The 19654-nt window shown below is 71.4% G+C and carries 17 protein-coding genes; 5 read left to right on the top strand and 12 right to left on the bottom strand.

Annotated elements, in window-relative coordinates:
- Positions 1-105: 105 nt before the first annotated feature.
- A complete protein-coding gene (locus ABT070_RS15975) occupies positions 106-720 on the bottom strand; it encodes a TetR/AcrR family transcriptional regulator (protein ID WP_351760279.1) in 615 nt (204 codons plus the stop codon).
- A 220-nt stretch (positions 721-940) separates the two neighbouring features.
- Here ABT070_RS15975 and ABT070_RS15970 point away from each other — a divergent pair, with 220 nt between their 5' ends.
- Positions 941-1738: a phosphatase PAP2 family protein gene (locus ABT070_RS15970; protein ID WP_351760276.1), complete on the top strand. Its 798-nt coding sequence runs from the start codon at positions 941-943 to the stop codon at positions 1736-1738.
- Positions 1735-2694, top strand: coding sequence for a DMT family protein (locus ABT070_RS15965; RefSeq protein WP_351760274.1), 960 nt, complete (start codon positions 1735-1737; stop codon positions 2692-2694). Before ABT070_RS15970 ends, ABT070_RS15965 begins: the two co-directional genes overlap by 4 nt.
- Positions 2695-2755: 61 nt before the next feature.
- Here ABT070_RS15965 and ABT070_RS15960 read toward each other — a convergent pair whose 3' ends face one another.
- Positions 2756-3574: an LURP-one-related family protein gene (locus tag ABT070_RS15960; protein ID WP_351760271.1), complete on the bottom strand. Its 819-nt coding sequence runs from the start codon at positions 3572-3574 to the stop codon at positions 2756-2758.
- A gap of 91 nt (positions 3575-3665) precedes the next feature.
- Positions 3666-5720, bottom strand: coding sequence for a phosphocholine-specific phospholipase C (locus ABT070_RS15955; protein ID WP_351760268.1), 2055 nt, complete (start codon positions 5718-5720; stop codon positions 3666-3668).
- A gap of 697 nt (positions 5721-6417) precedes the next feature.
- On the opposite strand from ABT070_RS15955, the gene ABT070_RS15950 reads away from it, so the two are divergent.
- The gene (locus ABT070_RS15950) at positions 6418-7878 is read left to right on the top strand and encodes an MFS transporter (protein ID WP_351760266.1); all 1461 of its coding nucleotides are present in this window, start codon (positions 6418-6420) and stop codon (positions 7876-7878) included.
- A 369-nt stretch (positions 7879-8247) separates the two neighbouring features.
- Here ABT070_RS15950 and ABT070_RS15945 read toward each other — a convergent pair whose 3' ends face one another.
- The 6 genes from ABT070_RS15945 to ABT070_RS15920 all read right to left on the bottom strand — a co-directional run bounded on the left by ABT070_RS15945 (position 8248) and on the right by ABT070_RS15920 (position 13437).
- On the bottom strand, positions 8248-9201 hold the full coding sequence (locus ABT070_RS15945) for an SDR family NAD(P)-dependent oxidoreductase (RefSeq protein WP_351760264.1): 954 nt from the start codon (positions 9199-9201) through the stop codon (positions 8248-8250).
- Positions 9202-9454: 253 nt separating this feature from the next.
- Positions 9455-10693, bottom strand: coding sequence for a cytochrome P450 (locus ABT070_RS15940; protein ID WP_351760261.1), 1239 nt, complete (start codon positions 10691-10693; stop codon positions 9455-9457).
- Positions 10694-10742: 49 nt separating this feature from the next.
- Positions 10743-10937 (bottom strand): ferredoxin, encoded by a 195-nt coding sequence (locus tag ABT070_RS15935; protein WP_351760258.1) that lies wholly within the window; start codon positions 10935-10937, stop codon positions 10743-10745.
- A gap of 19 nt (positions 10938-10956) precedes the next feature.
- The gene (locus tag ABT070_RS15930; RefSeq protein WP_351760256.1) at positions 10957-12162 is read right to left on the bottom strand and encodes an NAD(P)/FAD-dependent oxidoreductase; all 1206 of its coding nucleotides are present in this window, start codon (positions 12160-12162) and stop codon (positions 10957-10959) included.
- A gap of 66 nt (positions 12163-12228) precedes the next feature.
- On the bottom strand, positions 12229-12969 hold the full coding sequence (locus tag ABT070_RS15925) for an SDR family NAD(P)-dependent oxidoreductase (RefSeq protein WP_351760253.1): 741 nt from the start codon (positions 12967-12969) through the stop codon (positions 12229-12231).
- 75 nt (positions 12970-13044) lie between these two features.
- Positions 13045-13437 (bottom strand): carboxymuconolactone decarboxylase family protein, encoded by a 393-nt coding sequence (locus tag ABT070_RS15920; RefSeq protein ID WP_351760251.1) that lies wholly within the window; start codon positions 13435-13437, stop codon positions 13045-13047.
- Between the two features lie 178 nt (positions 13438-13615).
- Between ABT070_RS15920 and ABT070_RS15915 the strand changes: the two genes are divergently transcribed.
- The gene (locus ABT070_RS15915; protein WP_351760248.1) at positions 13616-15286 is read left to right on the top strand and encodes a flavin-containing monooxygenase; all 1671 of its coding nucleotides are present in this window, start codon (positions 13616-13618) and stop codon (positions 15284-15286) included.
- 64 nt (positions 15287-15350) lie between these two features.
- Here the strand turns inward: ABT070_RS15915 and ABT070_RS15910 are convergent, their stop codons facing one another.
- Positions 15351-15758 (bottom strand): nuclear transport factor 2 family protein, encoded by a 408-nt coding sequence (locus ABT070_RS15910; RefSeq protein WP_351760245.1) that lies wholly within the window; start codon positions 15756-15758, stop codon positions 15351-15353.
- A gap of 38 nt (positions 15759-15796) precedes the next feature.
- Entirely contained in the window at positions 15797-16195 is a 399-nt protein-coding gene (locus tag ABT070_RS15905; RefSeq protein ID WP_351760243.1) for a nuclear transport factor 2 family protein, read from the bottom strand.
- Positions 16196-16359: 164 nt separating this feature from the next.
- Here ABT070_RS15905 and ABT070_RS15900 point away from each other — a divergent pair, with 164 nt between their 5' ends.
- Complete coding sequence (locus tag ABT070_RS15900; protein WP_351760240.1) at positions 16360-17406, top strand: cyclase family protein; 1047 nt, start codon at positions 16360-16362, stop codon at positions 17404-17406.
- Positions 17407-17546: 140 nt separating this feature from the next.
- Here ABT070_RS15900 and ABT070_RS15895 read toward each other — a convergent pair whose 3' ends face one another.
- Positions 17547-19544 carry an alpha-ketoacid dehydrogenase subunit alpha/beta gene (locus tag ABT070_RS15895; protein ID WP_351760238.1) on the bottom strand — a complete coding sequence of 666 codons (1998 nt, stop codon included), beginning with the start codon at positions 19542-19544 and terminating at the stop codon, positions 17547-17549.
- Positions 19545-19654: the final 110 nt, after the last annotated feature.

The raw sequence follows: 19654 nt of genomic DNA, 5'->3' as shown, positions 1-19654 counted from the left end.
GCCCCCGTCCCCACGGTGCGGCGCGAGACAGGTCACCGTCCAGTCATCCCGTGGACGGCGGCCTGAGCCATGTGCTGATCTCTGTGTCGGTCTGCGTGCCGGTCCCTAGGTGAGGCCGAGCGCCGGCAGCACGGCGGCCTCCACGAAGCGGACCAGGTACTCCTGGTCGGCGTACTCCCCGTCGACGACGGGACGGGCGCGGATCACGCCGAACATCTGCGCCGGGACGTACTCCAGCGCCGGGTGGTCGTGGGCGATCTCGCCGCGTTCCACCCCGCGCCGCAGGATCTCCCGCAGCGCCTCGATCTCGGGGGTGACGATCGCCTCCCGCAAGGCCAGCGCGAGGTCCTGGTCTCCGGTGACGGCGTGGCCGAGCGCCTGCAGCAGCTTGGTGTCGTTCGTCGACCAGCGGCCGGTGGCCCGCGCGGCCTCGCGCAGGTCCTCGGCGAGCGAGCCGGTGTCGATGCCGGTGAGCCGCGCCTCACGACGCGAGCGCAGGGCGGCCACGACGAACTGGGGCTTGGTCTTCCACTGCCGGTAGAGCGTGGACTTGCTGCACCGGGTGCTGGCGGCGATGCCCTCCATGGTGACGGCTTCGTAACCGCATTCACGGACCTGGTCGAGGACGGCGTCGAAGAACTCCTGCTCACGCTCGGGCGTGAGCTTGGAGCGGCTCGTGGCGGCGACCGACTCGGGCCCGTCCGCTGCCTGCGACATCATCTGCCGTTCCCCTCGCTTCTCTTCCGTTCCTTCGGCCTGTCTCGAGGCCGTCGCGCGATTCTCGTCCAGTGTGGCGCACACCATCGATACGCCAGTGTACCGGTACGCCGGCGTATCGGTACACTGACGTATCGGTACGACACAGTATCGATGGTGTATGCACGAGTCACGAGCACGTCAGCACCACCACACGCACCACCGTCAGTGAAGGGGCCGGGGGATGAATGCCCGCACCGAGCCTGGGGAAGCGGAGCCGGTCACACCGGCGCGGCCGCCCATAGTCCGAGAGCTCCTGCTGGTCGCAGGGCTCTTCCTCGTCTACAAGCTCGGCCGGCAGCTGGCCGCCGGCCACACCGGCGAGGCCTTCCGCAACGCACACGACGTGTGGCACGTCGAACGTCTGCTCCGGCTGCCGCGGGAAGGCTCCGTGCAGGCCCTGCTGCTGCACGGCGACACCCTGGTCAAGGCCGCGAACACCTACTACGCGACCGTGCACTTCCCCGCCACCCTGGCTTTCCTGGTCTGGCTGTACCTGCGGCGCCCGGCCCACTACGTGTGGGCCCGCCGGGTGCTGGCCGCGGTCACCGCCGCCGCCCTGGTGCTGCACCTCGCCCTGCCGCTCGCCCCGCCGCGGATGCTCGCGGCGACGGGACTCGTCGACACCGCGCGCGTCTACGGGCCGTCGGTGTACGGCCCGCCGCGGACGGACCATCTGTCGAACCAGTTCGCGGCGATGCCCTCGCTGCACTTCGGCTGGGCCCTGATGGTCGCGATCGGCCTCGTCGTCGCCACCCGGTCGCGGTGGCGGTGGCTGTGGCTGCTGCATCCGCTGCTGACCCTGCTGGTGATCGTGGGCACCGCGAACCACTACTGGCTCGACGCGATCGCGGCGGGCGCGCTGCTCGGCCTCGCGCTCGCGCTGATCCACGCCCCCCGGCGCGGGGCGGCGACGGCCGGACGCGGTGCGCCCGCCACCGTCCCGGCCGAGCAGCCGGTCCTCGTGGGAGCGGGCCGATGAACGCCACCCTGGTCGCCGTCGTCCTGTCCCTCTTCTCGGCCGTCGCCTACGCGGCCGCCGCCGTCGCCCAGGAGCGGCTGGCCTCCCGGCACCCCGGCTCGGGTCTGCTGCGCCTGCTCGGCAACGGTGCCTGGTGGTGGTCGGTGGGGCTCAACGCCGCCGCCGCGCTGCTGCACGTGGTCGCCCTCAAGTACGGACCGCTCACCGTGGTGCAGCCGCTCGGCGCGCTCACCCTGGTCGCGGCGGTGCCGATGGGCGCGCGGGTCGCCGGACGTCAGGTCAGCGCCGCCGAGTGGCGGGGCACCGCCTTCACCCTGGCCGGCCTGGCCGCGATCCTGGTCACCGCGTCGGGTCCGGCTCCCGAGGACGTCCTGAGCCTGCCGGAGGCGGTCGGGGTGGCGGGAGCGACCGCGACGCTCATCGGACTGCTGGCGCGGCGCGGCGCCAGGCCGGGACTGCGGCACGCGACCGCGTCCGGCTTCGCCTCGGGGGTCGCCTCGGCGCTCACCCAGACCGTGACGGTGGCCGCGACGGACCGTTCGGGTCCGCTGCTCGGCGTGCAGGTGATCGGGGTGGCGCTGCTGGTCGCGGCGTTCGCGACGGCCGGGCTGCTGCTGTCGCAGACCGCCTACCGCGGTGGTCTCGGCGCACCGCTGGCGATGGTGACCCTGGCGAACCCGGTGGCCGCCGCGGCGATCGGCCTCGCGCTCCTGGGCGAACGCCTGCAGGGCGGGGCGGCGGGTGTGCTCCTGGCGCTGGCGGGAGCGGGCGTCGCGGGCTGGGGCGTGGTGCTGCTGTCCCGGGCCGCGCCGGAACCCGGCGCCCTCCCGGACGGGGACCACGACGAGGACCACCCCGTGGCGGCGGTGCTGGCCCTGCGGCCGGAGACGGCGTCGGCCGAACCCGCGCTGCTGCCCCGGCCGACGACCGGTCCCGAGCACCTCACCCCGCTGTAGGGCGGTGCGGCCGGGCGGCACCTCGGGGGGTGCCGCCCGGCCGCGTCGGCCGCGAAGGGCGTCAGCCCAGGCCGCGCGCGTCCTGCTTGAGCGCGGTGTCGACGGTCAGGGCCGTGGCGACGACCAGGCTCAGCAGCGGCTCGGGCAGCTGGTAGTGGATCTGCAGGACGTAGTTGTCCGCCGTGGTGAACATCGTCTTGGCGAGGCCTTCCCAGGTCTTGGTGATCCGGGCGACCTCGTTGTCGGCGTGGTCGACGATCGCGAAGTTCCACGCCCGCCAGTTCTCCGCCTTGATCGCGCCGACCTGCCGGCCGTCCGCGTTGATGGCGAAGTTGATCTTTCCGAAGACGTTCTGCTGGACGATCTCGCCGACCGGCTGCCCGTCGGGGCGCGTCACGATCACCCGCGACTTGAGGAACTTCGCCGGACGCGTCAGCAGCAGCACCGGCTGCCCGTGGACGTCGCGGATCTCCAGCTTGTGCGTCAGGTACTGGTCGATGCTGACGACGAAGCGCAGGATCTTGCGCAGCGCGCTCTGACCGACCTGGACGACCGAGCCGAGCTGACCGCCCTGCTGGTCCATGACCTTGTACTCGTTGGTCAGCTCGATCAGCTTGGCCTTCTGGTTCACCACCAGCACCGGCTCGCTGAACAGCGTGCCGCCGCCGGGGCCGCTCGAGGCGACCCCGGCCTGCTGCTGTACCTGGCGCTGGACCCGCTCGTCCGGCCCCGCCTGCTGGGGCACCTGCGGCGCGGGCTGTCCCTTGGCGTCCGCGTGGGTGTGCTCGGTCCACTGGGCGCCGTCCCAGTAACGCAAGGTCTGGGCCGCCCCGTGCGGGTCCGGATACCAGCCTGAAGGTGTGTTCGAATGCGTGGTCACCGGGGCACATTACCCCGAGCCCACCGGGACCTGACCAGCCCCCACGATGCGGTGTCCACCGCGCATTTACCGTGACGGCGGCCCAAGCGGGTCACTCCGTGACGATCGCCGGGTCGCTCACGCCGGGACGGCCGTTCTCGACGTGTCCGGCGAACCGCCTGAGGAACGTCGGGGCGGCGCCGGACGTGACGGTGAGGTCGTACCACCGGCGGCTCGCCCGCAGGTCCAGGGTGCGCCTGACCGACTGGCCGGGGCGCAGCCCGACGGTCGTCGGCCGGCCGCCGTAGCCGTCGGCCACCTTCAGCTCCACCGTGCGGTAACCCCGGTGGGTGAAGGTCAGTTCGAGGCCGTCGCCGACGTGCCGGGCGGTCACCTCGGGCCCGGCCGTCTTCCCCGTGCCCTTGAAGACGCGCAGGAAGCCGTTCGGACCGTGCACGGTCAGGTCGTGCGAGCCGCTGGAGTACGCCGAGTTCCAGGTGTCGGAGACGGTCGCGCCCGCCCCGGTGGTGTAGCTCCACGGTCCGTCGGCGCGGTTGCCGGAGGTGACCAGGAAGGCGGCGCCGGCCTTGGCCCCGGAGGCGAAGGTGAGGGCGAGGGTCCCCGCGGTCGGATCCACCGCGCCGTGCACGGCGGGCGCGTACGCGAGCGGGCGGGTGGGCCGCGGACCGCGTTCCTGCTTCGGCAGGACGGGTCGGGCCGGCGGGGTGGGCACGTAGTCGGGGTGGCGGTCGCGGTCCGGGGGCTCGTAGCCGTCGGTGTCCGGCAGGGCGACCGGCCGGGTGTCCGGGCGGGAGAAGTCGAACGCGGAGGTCAGGTCGCCGCACACCGCGCGCCGCCACGGCGAGATGTTCGGCTCGTGAACGCCGAAGCGGCGCTCCATGAACCGGATGACCGAGGTGTGGTCGAGCGTCTCGGAGCAGACGTAACCGCCCTTGCTCCAGGGGGAGACGACGAGCATGGGTACCCGCTGGCCGAGCCCGTAGGGGCCGGCGGTGTGGCCGCTGTCGCCCGGGAAGACGTCCAGACCCACGTCGACGGTCGAGCGGCCCTGCGCGGCCGAGGCGGGCGGGAACGGCGGGAGCAGGTGGTCGAAGAAGCCGTCGTTCTCGTCGTAGGTGACGAACAGGGCCGTCTTCGCCCACACCTTCGGGTCGGAGGTGAGCGCGTCGAGGACCTGGGCGACGTACCAGGCGCCGTAGTTCGCGGGCCAGTTGGGGTGCTCGGTGAAGGCCTCGGGAGCGACGATCCAGGAGATCTGCGGCAGCTTGCCGCCCTTGACGTCCGCCTTCAGCCGATCGAAGTACCCCTCGCCCGTACGGGCGTCGGTACCGGTGCGCGCCTTGTCGTACAGCGCGTCGCCGGGCTTGGCGTTCTGGTACTGCTTGAAATAGAGCAGCGAGTTGTCGCCGTAGTTGCCGCGGTAGGCGTCCTGGATCCAGCCCCAGCTGCCGTTCGCGTCCAGGCCGTCGCCGACGTCCTGGTAGATCTTCCAGGAGACCCCGGCCCGCTCCAGGCGTTCGGGGTACGTCGTCCAGCTGTAGCCGGCCTCGTCGTTGCCGAGGACCGGGCCGCCGCCCTTGCCGTCGTTGCCGGTGTGACCGGTCCACAGGTAGTAGCGGTTGGGGTCGGTGGAGCCGATGAAGGAGCAGTGGTAGGCGTCGCAGATGGTGAAGGTGTCGGCGAGCGCGTAGTGGAAGGGGATGTCCTCGCGGGTCAGGTACGCCATCGTGGTGGCGCTCTTGGCGGGCACCCACTTGTCGTACTTGCCGCCGTCGAAGGCGACATGGCCGTCGTTCCAGCCGTGCGGGAGGTCCTGGATGAAGGCGAGACCCAGGTCGTCGGCGTCGGGGTGGAACGGCAGGACGTCCTTGCCGGCGCCGTCCGCCTGATGCCAGACCGACCTGCCGTTCGCGAGGGTGACCGGGCGCGGGTCGCCGAAGCCTCTGACACCCCTCAGCTTGCCGAAGTAGTGGTCGAAGGAGCGGTTCTCCTGCATCAGGACGACGATGTGCTCGACGTCCTCGATCGACCCCGTGCGGTGGTTCGCGGGCAGCGCGGCAGCGCGTTCGACGCTGCCGGAAAGAGCGGTGAACGCCGTTGTGGCGCCCGCGAGTTGGAGGAATCGGCGCCGGTTGACCTCGGACATGGGTGAGGCACCTCTCGTACGGAAGGGGCTGCGCCTGCCGGTTCGTGACGCAATGCGGGCGCAAGGAGTGTTTCAAGGGCACCGAACGTCAGGGAAGGGCCGGATGACGCCGGCGTGAAGGTCGACGGTACGAGGAGTGTGCGACCGGCCAAGAGATCCCCAAGGGGCCCCGGTCCGCCGACTCGGTGCCGGAAAACGGCGGTTGACCGGGAACCTGCGCCACGCGCGCCCTCCGGGGTCCTCCGCCCGGCACGGAGGGCGGGCCGGCACGACCGGTACACGCCGAACCGGCCCGCCACACCGGCCCGCCGCACCGGCCCGCCGACCGCCGAGCCTGCCGACCCCGCGCGCGGGAGCCGGTCCGAGCAGCGCCCGCCTTCGGACGACCTGGCTCCAGGCGGAGCGGAGCAGGGGCACGTCCCACTGAGCGGGACGGAAACCGGACGCACAGCGCCGCACACACCGCCGCCCTCGAGAAGAGAACCGCTGGTCACAGCAGCCGCGAGGGCCGTCGCGCGGAGGCCTTCGGTATCGAGAGAAGCCCGGCTTCTGCGCGTTTCATTGATTGTACCGACCGTTGGGTCTATCTTTCCGGCAGCCGCATCGAAGCTCCCCACGCCGCGCGCTCGTCCCCGCTTCCCGGCCCGCAGCCACTCGGGCCCCTCTCCGGTTCTCCGCTCACCCATGGAAGGCCCCGATGTCGCAGACACCCACCGCCGCTCCGCCGGCCCCGGCCGAGAGATCCTCCTCCACCCCGCGCAACGTCCTCATGGTCGTCTCGCTCGTGTGGACCGTTCAACTGGTCGCGCTCATGGCCGCGTTGTCCGGCATCGCGCAGGCCGAGGTCGCGATCCACTTCCGGACCACCGAGATCGCGTGGTTCACCCTGATGACCCTGCTGACCGGGACGTTCTTCCTGCCCTTCGCGGTCAAGGCCGCGGCCCTCTTCGGCAAGAAGCGCGTCCTGCTCGTCGCCACCGGGCTCGGCTTCGTCGGCGACCTGATCGCCGCCGTCGCCACCGACTACCGCACGCTGCTCATCGGGCGCGGTATCGCGGGCATCTACGCGGCCACCGCCCCGCTCGCCTACGCGATCACCCGCGATGTGTTCCCCCGCCGCTGGGTCGGACTCGCCAGCGGGATCCTCGCCGGCGGCGTCGGTCTCGTCGCCTTCGGCGGGCCGTTCCTGTCCGGCTGGCTCCTGGACGACTACGGCTTCCGCGGCGTGCTGTGGTTCATGGCCATCAGCACCGCCGTGAGTTTCGTCCTGGTGGCCGCCTTCCTGCCCGAGAGCCCGGTCCGCGCGGCCGGCGGCCGAATGGACTGGATCGGCGGACTCCTGCTCGGCGGAGGCATCACCGCGATCGTCTACGCCGTCGGCCAGGGATCGCACTGGGGTTGGGACAGCGGCAGGTTCGCCGCCTACATCGTCGGTTCACTGGTCGCGCTGGTCGCCTTCGTCCTCGTGGAGCGCCGGGTCGCCGAACCGCTGTTCCCGCCGTCCATGACACGGCGCCGCCCCGTGTGGACCGTCCTGCTGGCCACCTCCATCGCGGCCGGCTCGCTCAGCGCCGTCGGCGTGGTGCTGCAGATGCTGATACTGATGCCGAAGATCCCCACCATCTCCGAGGGCCTGGGCTGGTCCGGCACCCACAACGCCATCGTCACCAGTCCGATCAGCGCGATGATCATCGTGGGGGCCGTCGGCACCGGCTGGCTCGCCCGCCGGATGGACGCACGCATCCTGCTGGGCACGGGATCCGCGCTCACGGTCCTCGGCTACGGCATCGGCACACAACTGCACCACAACGCCGCCCAGATCGTGGAGATGGGCCTGATCGCAGGGCTCGGCACGGGCATCGTCATGGCCGTCGTACCCATCATGATCATCGAGGTGGTCACCCCCGAGGAGCAGGCGCTGGCCAACGGCGCCCAGACCCTGGGCCAGGGCGTCGCCCAGATCATCGTCTCCCAGCTGGCCTTCGTCGTGATGGCCCAGCACGGCGCGATCCTGAAGGGCACCCAGTTCTATCTCGACGCCGGGTTCACCAACGGCCTCTGGCTGGTCGTCGGCTGCTGCTCCGTCGGCGCCCTGCTCGTCCTGCTCATCCCCCGGAGCAAGCGCCTCGACGAGGCCGAGGTCGGTCAGGCGGCCTGACGGCGCGTCCTCGGAGCACCCCGCGTGGGACCGGCTCCGCTCGCTTCCCTCCCCCGGCCGTCGAGCCGGGCAGGACAGCGCGGCGGAGCCGGTCCCACGCGGCCTTCGGCGTCGCCCCGACAGCGCCCCGCGCCCGCGCCGGCCCGCACGGCGGCTGCCCGCGGACCAGCACGCCCCAGGTCACCGGGCGCTCACGGTCACTCACGTCGCGCGCGGTCGTCCGCAGGCCGCAGACCGCAGACCGCAGACCGCAGACAGAAGGCGATCCCGTGGCGGCTGTCGGCGCGCGCGGCGGAACGCCGAGAGGGCCGGGCATCGCGCCCGGCCCTCTCGGCGGCCGTCCGTCTACGTGCCCGTGTCCGCGTCCGCCTACACGTTCGGGTTCGTGGAACCGGCGCTCGGGATCGGGGTGAACTGGTGCTTGAGGAACGCGCCCGACCAGGCCATCAGGTCCGACGGCACGTAGTAGCCCTTCTCGTCGTTGATCGCGTCCCAGTTGCCCGCCACGTCCTCGACGGTGACGGAGCCGCCGTCATGGACGTAGCCCTCGGTCGAGGCGATGAACAGGCGCGCGAAGCGGCCGGCGCCGGCGGTGTAGATCTCCCCGTTCACCGGGCAGCTCTCGTGGGCGAGGTACGCCACCATCGGCGCCACCGCGTCCGAGGGCATGTACGGCATGCCGGGGGCCGTCTCGGCGGGCTCCTCCTCGGGGCCGCCGCCCATCCGGGTCATCGCCGCGGGCGCGATCAGGTTGACCTTGATCCCATGGGGCTCGCCGGACAGTTTCGCGCTGCGGGCCAGCCCGACCGTGCCCGCCTTCGCCGCCGCGTACGACAGGTTGTTGTCGAGCCCGAACAGACCGCTGGAGGTGGTCAGCACGACGCGGCCGTACTGCTGCTCGACGAAGTGCGGCCAGGCGGCGCGCAGCGTGTTGAACGAGCCGACGAGGTGCACGGCGAGGTGGCGCTCCAGGTTCTCCGCGTCGACCTCCGGCAGGCCGGCCCAGCGGATGATCCCGGCGTTGTTGACGAGGACGTCGATGCGGCCGAAGTGCTCGATCGCGGTGTCGATGACGGCCTGGCCGCCGGCCGGCGTGGAGACGTCGTGGGTGTCGGCGACGGCCTCGCCGCCGGCCGCGACGATCTCCTCGACGACCTTCTGCGCGGGGCCGGCGTCCGAGCCGTCGCCCTCCATGGATCCGCCCAGGTCGTTGACGACGACCTTCGCCCCGCGCTCGGCCAGCAGACGGGCGTGGGCCCGGCCGATCCCCCGGCCGGCGCCGGTGACGACCGCGACGCGTCCTTCGAAGCTGAACTCGCTCATGCCTGACTCCTGTTGTACTGCCGTAGCCGTTTCGGATGCGGATGCGGATGCTGTTGCTGTTGCGGTTACTGCTGCCGTCGTTGCTGTTGCTGTTGCGGTTACTGCTGCCGTTGCGGTTGCTGCTGTTTCACAAGCCGTTACGGCTGCCGTGACGAACTGCCGGTAGGGATGCGACGGCCGGTCCCGCCCGGGTGGGTGGGACCGGCCTGCCGGTCGGCGCCGTGGCGCCCGGGGGTGCCGCGGCGAGGCCGGACTACCAGGTCACCGGCAGTTCCTTGATGCCGAAGGCGAGCGCGTCGGCCGGGCGGAACTCGAGTTCGTCGCGGTCGACCGCGAGGCGCAGGGTCGGGATGCGCCGGTAGAGCGTGCCGTAGACGACCTGGAGTTCGATCCGGGCGAGCTGCTGGCCCAGGCACTGGTGAATGCCCCAGCCGAAGGCGTGGTGGTGGTTCGCCTTGCGGGTGAGGTCGAGCTTCTCGGGCTCGGGGAACGCCTCCGGGTCCCAGTTGCCGGCGGGCAGCGGGACGACGATGCCGTCCCCCGCCTTGATCCGCGCACCCTCGAACTCGAAGTCCTCGGAGGCGATGCGCCGCTGGCCGAACATCGCCACGGTCAGGTAGCGCAGGATCTCGTCGACCGCGTTCGCGGCGTCCCGGGTGTCCTCGACCTCGCGCAGCCGCGCGATCTGGTCGGGGTTCTCCAGCAGCAGCGCGGTACCCAGCGTGATCATGGTCGCGCTGGTCTCGTGACCGGCGATCAGCAGGATCATGGACAGCAGGGTGGCCTCGGGAAGGGTGAGGTCGCCCTCCTTGATCCGCGCGGCGAAGTCCGAGAGCACATCGTCCGCGGGCTCCTCCATCTTCTTCTGGAGCAGTGCGGCCAGGTAGCCGCCCAGCGCATCGCCGGCCCGGCGGTCGTCCTCGGCCGTCTTGTCGCTCCGGGTGGCGAAGGAGGCGTGCTCCTGGAAGAAGTCGTGGTCCTCGTACGGCACGCCGAGCAGCGCGCAGATCATCAGCGAGGGCAGCGGCAGCGACAGCGCCGTCACCAGGTTCACCGGCTTCGGGCCCGCCAGCATCTTGTCGACGAGCTCGTCGGTGAACCTCTGGATGTCCGGCCGCAGCGCCTCCATGCGGGGGCGGGTGAACGGGCGGGTCATCATGCGGCGGATCCGCGTGTGGTCGGCGCCGTCGGCGTTGAAGATCGTGAGCGGGTGGTGGTGGGCGGTCTCCGCCATGGCCCGGTTGGGATACGGGAACCCCGGCTGCTTGTCGTCCGAGCTGACCCGGGGGTCGGACAGGATGGCGCGCTGCGCGGCGTGGCCCGTGACGAGCCAGGGGGTGCTGCCGTCCCAGATCCGGCCCCGGGACACGGGACCCCTGTCGTTCAGGGCGCGCAGCCCGGGCGGCGGGGCGAAGGGGCACTTGGCGTCCCGCTCGTCCTGGTAGAAGTAGAGGGACTCGTCGGGCGCGTCCCGGGTGTCTGCCTCGGCCATGGGTGTTCCTCCGGTGGTGGGGGTGGGGGGAAGGGGCGAAGTTCGGGGCCTACTCCTCGAGGCGGATCGCGAGCGCCGGGCACACCGCGGCGGCGTTGCGGACGTCCTCGGCCAGTTCGGCCGGCGGACTCTCGTCGAGCAGGACGACGATGCCGTCGTCCTCGCGCTGGTCGAACACGTCCATGGCGGCGGCCACGCACTGCCCGGCGGCGACGCACTTCTCCTCGTCGACGACAACCTTCATGGGAATCACTCCTGATCGTTCAGTGGGTCGGGGCGGGAGCGTCGAGACCGTCGGCGATCTCCTGACGGCGCGTGCGGGCCTGCTTGGGCATGTTCCAGCCGAGCACCCCGGTGACCCGGCCCTCGCTGCGGTACCGGGCGACGAACCGACGGGCGGTCAGATCCCCGTCGACGACGTCCACTTCGGCGTCGGCCGGCAGGAAGCCGTGCACCTGGAGCTTGGCGTCGTACTGGTCGGTCCAGAAGTACGGCACCGGTGCGTACGGCCGGTCCGCGCCGAGGATCTCGCCGGCGACCGCCATGGCCTGCTCCGTGGCGTTGGTCCGGTTCTCCAGGCGGACGAGCCGGCCGAGTCCCTCGTGGTGCCAGCGGGCCACGTCGCCGACGGCGTAGATCCCCTCCTCCGCCCGGCAGTGGGAGTCGCACACCACCCCGTTGTCGAGCTCCAGCCCGCTGTCGGCGAGCCACTCCGTCGCCGGGGACGCGCCGATCGCCACGACCACCGCGTCGGCCGGGAGCACCTCGTCGGTGGCGAGCCGGACGCCGGTGACCCGGCCGCCCTCGGCGGTGAGGCCGACGACGCCGTTGCCGAGCCGGAGTTCGACGCCGCGCTCGGTGTGCAGGTCGGCCAGCACGCCGGACACCAGCGGGCCCACCTGGAGCGCCATCGGCGCCGACAGCGGCCCGGTGAGGGTGACGTCCAGGCCCAGGGTCCGTGCGGTGGCCGCGATCTCGGAGCCGAGAACGCCCTCGCCGACGACCACGAGCCGGGTGCCGGCGAGCAGACCGGCGCGCAGCGCCAGCGCGTCGTCGAGGGTGCGCAGTACGTGGACGCCGGCGAGGTCCTCCGAGCCGGGAAGGCGCCTGGCCCGTACCCCCGTGGCGATGACGATCGCGTCCGCCCGCAGCTCCCGCCCGGACTGCGTGCGGACACCGCGCGACGCCCGGTCCAGTGCGACCGCCGGGTCGCCCAGGACGAACTCGGCGTCGAGCGCCGACAGCACGTCCTGGGTGCGCAGTGCGGCCCGCGCCGGCTCCCATGCGCCGGAGAGCACCTGCTTGGACAGCGGCGGCCGGTCGTACGGCGCGTGCGGCTCGTCGCCGAGCACGGTGATCCGGCCTTCGTAGCCCTTGCGGCGCAGGGTCTCCACGGTGGTCAGTCCGGACGCGGAGGCGCCCACTACCAGGACGCGGGCGGGGGCCCCGGCGGCGTCGTCGATGCTCATTCTCGGCTCCAGTACGGCGTTGGTGCGATGGTGGTGCGGTGTTCCGGGTGCGGACGGGCGGCTTGGTCAGGTGACGTAGCGCCCGCCGTTGACGCTGAAGGTCTGGCCGGTCACATAGCCCGCCTCGGGCGAGGCGAGGTAGGCCACCGCGTAGGCGACGTCCTCGGGTGTACCGGCCCGCTTCATCGGCATGGTGGCCGCGACCGCGTCCACGTCGACCGGGCCCTGGCGGACCAGCGGGGTGTCGATGAACCCCGGCGGGACGTGGTTGACGGTGATCCCCTTGTCGATGTACTCGACCGCCAGCGCCCTGGTGAGGCCGATGACGCCGCCCTTGGAGGCCGCGTAGTGCGCCATGGCGGGCGCGCCGGTCTGGGCGGAGGACGAGGAGATGTTGACGATCCGGCCCCAGCCCGCCTCGAGCATGTCGGGCACCAGCTCCTGGGTGACCAGGAACGGTCCCTTGAGGTTGATCCCGATCAGGCGGTCCCAGGACGCCTCGCTGATCTGGGTGAAGGGCTCGTAGGCGGTCGTCCCCGCGTTGTTGACGAGGATCGTGACCGGCCCGAGCTCGTCGCGGGTGCGCGCCGCGGAGCGGGCCACGGCCGCGGCGTCGGCGGCGTCACCGCCCACCGCGAGGGCCGTACCGCCGGCCGCCCGGATCTCCGCGACGGTCTTCTCGGCGCCCTCGGTGTTGAGGTCCCAGACCGCCACGGCGGCGCCCTGGGCCGCCAGCACGGTCGCGATCCCGCGTCCGATTCCCCGCGCGCCGCCGGTGACGACCGCGACCTTTCCCTGAAGTGACATGTGTGCTCCTCGTGTGCTCGGTGTGGGCCCCTGCTCGCTGACACCCGGACGCGGGGGGACACCCGGGTGGGGCCGTCAGCCCTCCAGCGCCTCGCGGGCGGCGGTGCGGGCGGCGACAGCCCGCGGGAACCCGGTGTAGCCGCTGGAGTGGTAGACGACCTCGGCGATCTCGTCCCGGGTCAGGCCGTTCGTCAGCGCGATCCGGACGTGGGTCTTCAGCTCGGTCTCGGCCCCGAGGGCGATGAGGATCCCGAGCGTGACCAGGCTGCGGTCGCGCGGGGCGAGCCCTTCGCGCGCCCACAGCGCCCCCCAGACGCTGGTGAGGCCGATGTCGACGAGTTCCTCGCCGAAGCGGCCGTCCCGCAGATCGACGTCCTCCTCGGGGAACACGCCCGGCAGGGCGGCCCGCATGGCCTGCCAGCCCGCGGCCCGCAGATCGGTGGTTTCTTCGACGCCGTTGTCACTCATGACTGCTCCTGTCGCGCGGCTTCGCGTCCCTGAGCGAAAGTTAGACCAGACGGTCGGTACAATCAATGTTCCAGCCGAGATTCGCATCCATTGAACGAATCCGACCCCTCCTCTACTCTCAGCCTGAATATTCGATCGACCGGTCGACATATGAATCAAGGCTCACGCGGGAGAGCACATGAGCGAAACCACGAAGACGGGCCCGGCGGACCAGGGCCTCGGCAGTCCCGACGGCCTCGGCGGCCTCGTTGACGTTCTGGTCATCGGCGCCGGCGTCACCGGTATCGGCCAGCTGTACCGGGCCCGGGAGTCCGGCTTCTCGACAAAGCTGCTCGAGGCGGGCAGCGGCGTGGGCGGCACCTGGTTCTGGAACCGCTACCCCGAGGCGCGCTTCGACTCCGAGAGCTACACCTACGGCTACCTGTTCTCCAAGGAGCTGTGGGAGGAGTGGGAGTGGTCGGAGCACTTCGCCGGCCAGCCGGAGATCGAGCGCTACTTCAACCACGTGGTCGACCGGTTCGACCTGCGGCGCCACATGGTGTTCGGCGCGAAGGTGACCGAGGCCGTGTGGGACGAGACGACCGGCACCTGGGCCGTGCGCACCGAGGACGGCACCGAACACCGGGCGCGGCACGTCGTGGCGGCGACCGGGATCCTCTCCGTGCCCTTCGTCCCCGGCATCCCGGGCCGCGAGGACTTCCGCGGCGAGCAGCACCACACCGGCCGCTGGCCCGCGACGCCCGTGGACTTCGCCGGCAAGCGGGTGGCCCAGATCGGCACCGGATCCAGCGGCGTCCAGATCGTGCCCGCGATCGCCGACGAGGTCGCGCAGCTGACGGTGTACCAGAAGGTGGCCGACTGGCTGACCCCGCTCAACAACCGGCCGATCACACCCGAGGAGCAGGCCCGGCTCAAGGGTGACTACGAGTCCGTCCGGGACACCCTGAACGCCTCACCGAGCGGCTTCCTGCACCAGATCACCATGCGTTCGGGCCTGGAGGACTCCCCCGAGCAGCGCCAGGAGTTCTACGAGACGCGGTGGAACGGCCCCGGCTTCACCAAGCTCTCCGAGCACTACTACGACATGACCACGAACCCCACGGTCAACGAGGAGTGGTGCACGTTCATCGCGGCCAAGATCCGCTCCATCGTCGAGGACCCGGAGACGGCCGAGAAGCTGATCCCCAAGGGGCACGGCTACGGCGGTCGGCGGCCCCCGTTCGGCACCGGCTACTACGAGGCGTACAACAAGCCGGCCGTCCAGCTCGTCGACATCAACGAGACGCCGATCGTCCGCATCACCGAGACCGGCATCGAGACCTCCGAGGGCCACCAGGAGTTCGACGTCATCATCTGGGCGACGGGCTACGACTTCGGCACCGGCGCCCTCAACCGCCTCGGCGTGCGCGGCCGCGGCGGTCTCCCTCTGGAGGAGTACTGGGCGGACGGTCCGTCGACCTACCTCGGGGTCACGACCGCCGGCTTCCCCAACTTCTGGTTCCCCGGCGGCCCGCACGGCGCCCTCGGCAACAACCCGCGCTACTCCGGCGACCAGGTGGACTACGTCGTGGACCTGCTCGTGCACGCGCGCGAGCACGGCCACGACGTCGTGGAGGTCACGGCCGCCGCCGAGCAGGAGTGGACGGACCTCGTCAACGACAGCGCGGGACAGTCGTCCTTCCTCAAGAGCAGCTACTTCTACGGCGCCAACATCCCCGGCAAGCCGGTCAAGCAGCTGCTGAACCCGACCGGGCGCTGGAAGCTCCAGGAGCTGATCCGCGAGTCGGTGCAGAACGCGTTCCCGGCCTTCGTCTTTGCCAAGGCCCAGGAACCGGACCCGGCCGTCTGAGCAGGCGGAACGCCCGTGCCGCCTGCTCCACAGGCGACACGGGCGTCCGGGGCCGGGCGGTCCGCTAGGGCCGGAAGGTCGTGACCCTCCGCCGGAACTTCCACACGCCGTCGCGCCGGCTCAGGGTGTCGTCGTAGCGGCCGACCAGCTGCACCGCCCAGCCCGACTCGCCGCGCTGGAAGAACGCCAGGTCGCTGACGGCCGTGGCCTCGTCGTCGGTGTACGAGGTGAGCACCGTGTTGGCCACCAGGTGCAGCTGCGGCCGGTCCGGCGCGAAGCCCGCGAAGCCCTCCCTGATCGCGTCCCGGCCCTCGAAGGTGGCCATGCCGGCTATCTCGGCGACGCCGTCCGGCACGAAGAGGTCGGCGAGATCGTCGGTGCGGCCGGCGTCCAGCGCCTGCGCGTAGGCGGCGATGGCGGTCTGCACACCGGCGGCGGCCGACGCCTCGGCATCGGCGGAAGTCGTACTCATGTCTCTCCAGGGTCGAAGGGATGGAACGGTGGGCGCGGTCAGATCTGGTACGTCGTCCTCCTGCGCCGCAGCAGCCAGGCGCCGTCGATCCGGCGCAGCGTGTCGTCGTAGTGCCCGACGACCTGCACCGCCCAGCCGGACTCGCCGCGCTGGAGGAAGGCCACGTCGCTCGCCGCCGTCGCCTCGTCGGGTCCCGCGGGGGTGACGACCGTGTTGGTCACCAGGTGCAGTTGCGGCTGGGTGGGCTCCCATCCCTTGAAGGCCTCGCGCAGCGCGTCGTGCCCCTGGAGCGGATCCGTGCCCGGAAGCTCCAGGACCGCGTCGGGTGTGTACAGCGCGACGATGTCGTCGGTGCGGCCGGCGTCCTGGGCCTGCGTGTGCGCCCCGATCACGGCACGCACAGCCGCCGCGACCCACGCCTGTGTGGATTCGCTCATTGCCCCTCCATGGGATAGACGTTTCGACCAGTCAGTCTATTACCGAAGCGGAGACAATCTGAAGCCTGAATTTCAAGCAATCAGACTTGTTGACCGAACGGTACAATCTCCATAGCATGCGGATGACAGTCAACGGGGACCTGTCGCCTGAGGAGGCGTTTATCGTGACGAAGCGTTGGAAGCAGCGGCCGCCGGGTTCGACATGGGGCGAGTTCGGTGAGGACGACGAACTGGGGCGCATCAACCTGATGACGCCGGAGAAGGTCCTCCAGGGGGTCCGCGAGGTCGAGCACGGGATCACCTTCAGCCTGAGCCTGCCGCTGGACTATCCGGGCGGCACCTCCCTGAACCAGCGCCGTTACCCACCGATCCTGCGGCCCACCGAGGACCTCCAGCACCAGCAGGACGTCTTCTACAACATCAAGGCGAGCGAGCACTTCTCGCCGGACCTGATCGACGTGTGGTCCGACGACGTGGTGACTCTCTGGCTCCAGTACTCGACCCAGTGGGACGCCCTCGCCCATCAGGGCGCCGAGTTCGACGCCGACGGCGACGGCATCGCCGAGCCGGTCTACTACAACGGGTACCGGCCCGGCGCCGACCTCGTCGGACCGCAGGAGGACGCCAAGGGGGACGGCAGCGGGAGCCTCAGCTTCGCCCGCCACCTCGGTCTGGAGCACATGGCGGAGCACGGGGTGCAGGGCCGGGGCGTCCTGATCGACCTCGCGCACCACCTGGGCACCGGCTACCAGCCGGTCGGCCTCGCGAAGCTCCAGGAGATCATGGCGGCGGACGACGTCGTGGTGGAGCCGGGCGACATCCTCCTGCTGCACACCGGCTTCGCGACCCAGCTCCTGGCCTGGGAGAAGAACCCCGACCCGGTGGCCATCCACCGCACCGCCGCCTACCTCGACGCGGACGACCCCGCGCTGCTCGACTGGATCGCCGAGTCGCAGATCGCGGGGCTGGTGGCCGACAACTACGCCGTCGAGGGCGTGGGCGTCACCCAGGCCCAGGGGCCGCACACCCTGCTGCCCATCCACCACCTGTGCCTGTTCAAGCTCGGCGTCCCGCTGGGCGAACTGTGGTACCTGCACGACCTCGCGGCCTGGCTGCGCGAGCACGGCCGCAGCCGCTTCCTGCTCACCGCTCCCCCGCTCAACCTGCCCGGCACCCAGGGCAGCCCGCTCACCCCGGTCGCGACCGTCTGACACACGGACGGGACCGGATCCGCCGTCGGCCCACGCCCTGATCCTGCCGGTGAGGCCGGGCCGGAGGCGGTCCGCACAAAGGGGGAGGCCCCGGGACGTCCGTCCCGGGGCCTCCCCCTTCGCCGTTGCCGCTCCCTCGTTCACACCGCCGCGATGCGCCGCAGGGTGTCGGCGATGGTGTCGCGCGAGGGCAGCCACAGCCGTTCCAGCGAGGGCGCGTAGGGCGCGGGCATCGGGGGCGGCGCGACCCGGGTGACGGGCGCGTCCAGGTGCCAGAACCCCTCGTCGACGGCCAGCGCCGCGAGTTCGGCGCCGACCCCGAAGTCCCGTACCGCCTCGTGCGCGATGACCAGCCGGTTGGTCTTGGCGAGGGAGGCGAGGACCGTCTCCCGGTCCAGCGGGGCGATCGTGCGCAGGTCGATCACCTCCACGCTCACGCCCTCCGCGGCGAGCGACTCCGCGGCGGCCAGGGCGTCCTGGACCATCCGCGACCAGGAGACGAGCGTGATGTCGGTGCCCTCGCGGACCACCTTCGCCCTGCCCAGCGGAACCAGGTGGTCGACCGGCGGCTTCGGGCCCTTGAAGCCGTACTGGAGCCGGTTCTCGACGAAGACGACCGGGTTGGGATCCTGGATGGCGGCCCGCAGCAGACCGTAGGTGTCGGCCGGGTTGGACGGCATCACCACCGTCAGCCCCGGAATGTGGGCCAGCAGCGCCTCCAGGCTCTGCGAGTGCTGGCTGCCTGAGGAGCGCCCGGCGCCGAACTGGGTGCGCACCACGAGGGGCATCGCGGCCCGGCCGCCCGTCATGAAACGCAGCTTGGCGGCCTGGTTGAGCAGCATGTCGAGGCAGACCCCGATGAAGTCCATGTACATGATCTCGACGACCGGTTTCATGCCGGCCATGGCCGCCCCCACCGCCGTCCCGAGAATGGCGCTCTCGCTGATCGGCGTGTCACGGACCCGGCCGGGGAACGCCTCGGCCAGCCCCCGGGTCAGCCCGAAGACGTTCCCGCCCGCGCCGACGTCGATACCGGCGACGAACACGGTCGGATCGGCCGTGAGTTCGTGCTCCAGGGCGAGCCGTACGGCGTCCATCGAGCGGAAGATCTCACCCGTGGCCGGGGCGGGCTCGGGCCGGGCGGGACGCGGGGCCGAGACGAAGTCGTGGAGCGACTCGGGGGCCGGCTCGGGCAGGCCCCTGGCCCACTCGACCGCCGCCTCGATCTCCTTGTCGATCTCCTCGTCGACCGCGTCGGCCGCCGCGGCGGGCACTCCCGCCGACGCCAGGTGCCGGCGCGCCACCAGCAGCGGGTCGCGCTCCTTGGCGGCGGCGACCTCCTGCGCGCTGCGGTAGCGCTCGGGGTCGCCCTCGTAGTGGCCGTGCCAGCGGTAGGTCTCGGCCTCCACCAGGACCGGACCGCCGCCGGCCCGCAGCCGTTCCACGACGTCGCCCATCATCCCGGCCACCGCGAGGACGTCGTTGCCGTCGACGTGCGCGTATCCGATGCCGTATCCCGCCGCCCGGGCGGAGAGCGGGGCCCGGTGCTGCTCGGCGGCGGGCGAGAACTCGGAGTAGTGGTTGTTCTCGCAGAGGAAAACGACCGGCAGGTCCCACACGGCGGCCAGGTTCACCGCCTCGTGGAACATGCCCTGCGCGACCGCGCCGTCCCCGAAGAAGGCCACCACCACGTCACCCGCGGCACGCAGCTTGGCCGCGGTCGCCACGCCCGTGGCGATCGGGAGTCCGGCGCCGACGATGCCGTTGGCGCCGTAGATGCCGAGGCCGGGGTCGGCGATGTGCATCGAGCCGCCACGGCCGTGGCACGTGCCCGCCTCCTTGCCCATCAGCTCGGCCATCATGGACGCCGAATCCAGCCCCTTGGCCAGGACATGCCCGTGGCCTCGGTGGGTGGAGGTGATCCCGTCCCGGGGGCCGAGCGGCCAGCAGGCGCCCACGGCGCTGGCCTCCTGACCGATCGAAAGATGCAGAAAGCCGGGGATCTCCGTCGCTTTGTACAGCTCGGACGCCCGTTCCTCGAATCGCCGGATTCGGCGCATCCTGCGATACATCTCCAGGAGTTGATCCGCGTGCGCGGATCCCGATCCGGTCTGCCGCGGTGCCTCGGTCGTCGTCATGCGCGTCCTCGCAATGCTCGCCCGGGCGGCACAAGGCCGCACCGCCTGAGTCCTTCTTTTAATGTACCGTCTGGTCTAGCAAACTACTGGGAGCACAACAGAAAAGATGT

It is taken from the genome of Streptomyces sp. NPDC002884, assembly GCF_040295245.1.
Lineage (GTDB): Bacteria > Actinomycetota > Actinomycetes > Streptomycetales > Streptomycetaceae > Streptomyces.
The sequence above is the reverse complement of the archived record's forward strand: the minus strand, read 5'-3'. Positions and strand labels throughout refer to the sequence as shown.

What these genes read in the sequence shown, in the direction of transcription:
- ABT070_RS15975 (WP_351760279.1), bottom strand. Translation starts at nt 720, where the DNA reads ATGATGTCGCAGGCAGCGGACGGGCCCGAGTCGGTCGCCGCCACGAGC.
- ABT070_RS15970 (WP_351760276.1), top strand. Translation starts at nt 941, where the DNA reads ATGAATGCCCGCACCGAGCCTGGGGAAGCGGAGCCGGTCACACCGGCG.
- ABT070_RS15965 (WP_351760274.1), top strand. Translation starts at nt 1,735, where the DNA reads ATGAACGCCACCCTGGTCGCCGTCGTCCTGTCCCTCTTCTCGGCCGTC.
- ABT070_RS15955 (WP_351760268.1), bottom strand. Translation starts at nt 5,720, where the DNA reads ATGTCCGAGGTCAACCGGCGCCGATTCCTCCAACTCGCGGGCGCCACA.
- ABT070_RS15950 (WP_351760266.1), top strand. Translation starts at nt 6,418, where the DNA reads ATGTCGCAGACACCCACCGCCGCTCCGCCGGCCCCGGCCGAGAGATCC.
- ABT070_RS15945 (WP_351760264.1), bottom strand. Translation starts at nt 9,201, where the DNA reads ATGAGCGAGTTCAGCTTCGAAGGACGCGTCGCGGTCGTCACCGGCGCC.
- ABT070_RS15940 (WP_351760261.1), bottom strand. Translation starts at nt 10,693, where the DNA reads ATGGCCGAGGCAGACACCCGGGACGCGCCCGACGAGTCCCTCTACTTC.
- ABT070_RS15935 (WP_351760258.1), bottom strand. Translation starts at nt 10,937, where the DNA reads ATGAAGGTTGTCGTCGACGAGGAGAAGTGCGTCGCCGCCGGGCAGTGC.
- ABT070_RS15930 (WP_351760256.1), bottom strand. Translation starts at nt 12,162, where the DNA reads ATGAGCATCGACGACGCCGCCGGGGCCCCCGCCCGCGTCCTGGTAGTG.
- ABT070_RS15925 (WP_351760253.1), bottom strand. Translation starts at nt 12,969, where the DNA reads ATGTCACTTCAGGGAAAGGTCGCGGTCGTCACCGGCGGCGCGCGGGGA.
- ABT070_RS15920 (WP_351760251.1), bottom strand. Translation starts at nt 13,437, where the DNA reads ATGAGTGACAACGGCGTCGAAGAAACCACCGATCTGCGGGCCGCGGGC.
- ABT070_RS15915 (WP_351760248.1), top strand. Translation starts at nt 13,616, where the DNA reads ATGAGCGAAACCACGAAGACGGGCCCGGCGGACCAGGGCCTCGGCAGT.
- ABT070_RS15910 (WP_351760245.1), bottom strand. Translation starts at nt 15,758, where the DNA reads ATGAGTACGACTTCCGCCGATGCCGAGGCGTCGGCCGCCGCCGGTGTG.
- ABT070_RS15905 (WP_351760243.1), bottom strand. Translation starts at nt 16,195, where the DNA reads ATGAGCGAATCCACACAGGCGTGGGTCGCGGCGGCTGTGCGTGCCGTG.
- ABT070_RS15895 (WP_351760238.1), bottom strand. Translation starts at nt 19,544, where the DNA reads ATGACGACGACCGAGGCACCGCGGCAGACCGGATCGGGATCCGCGCAC.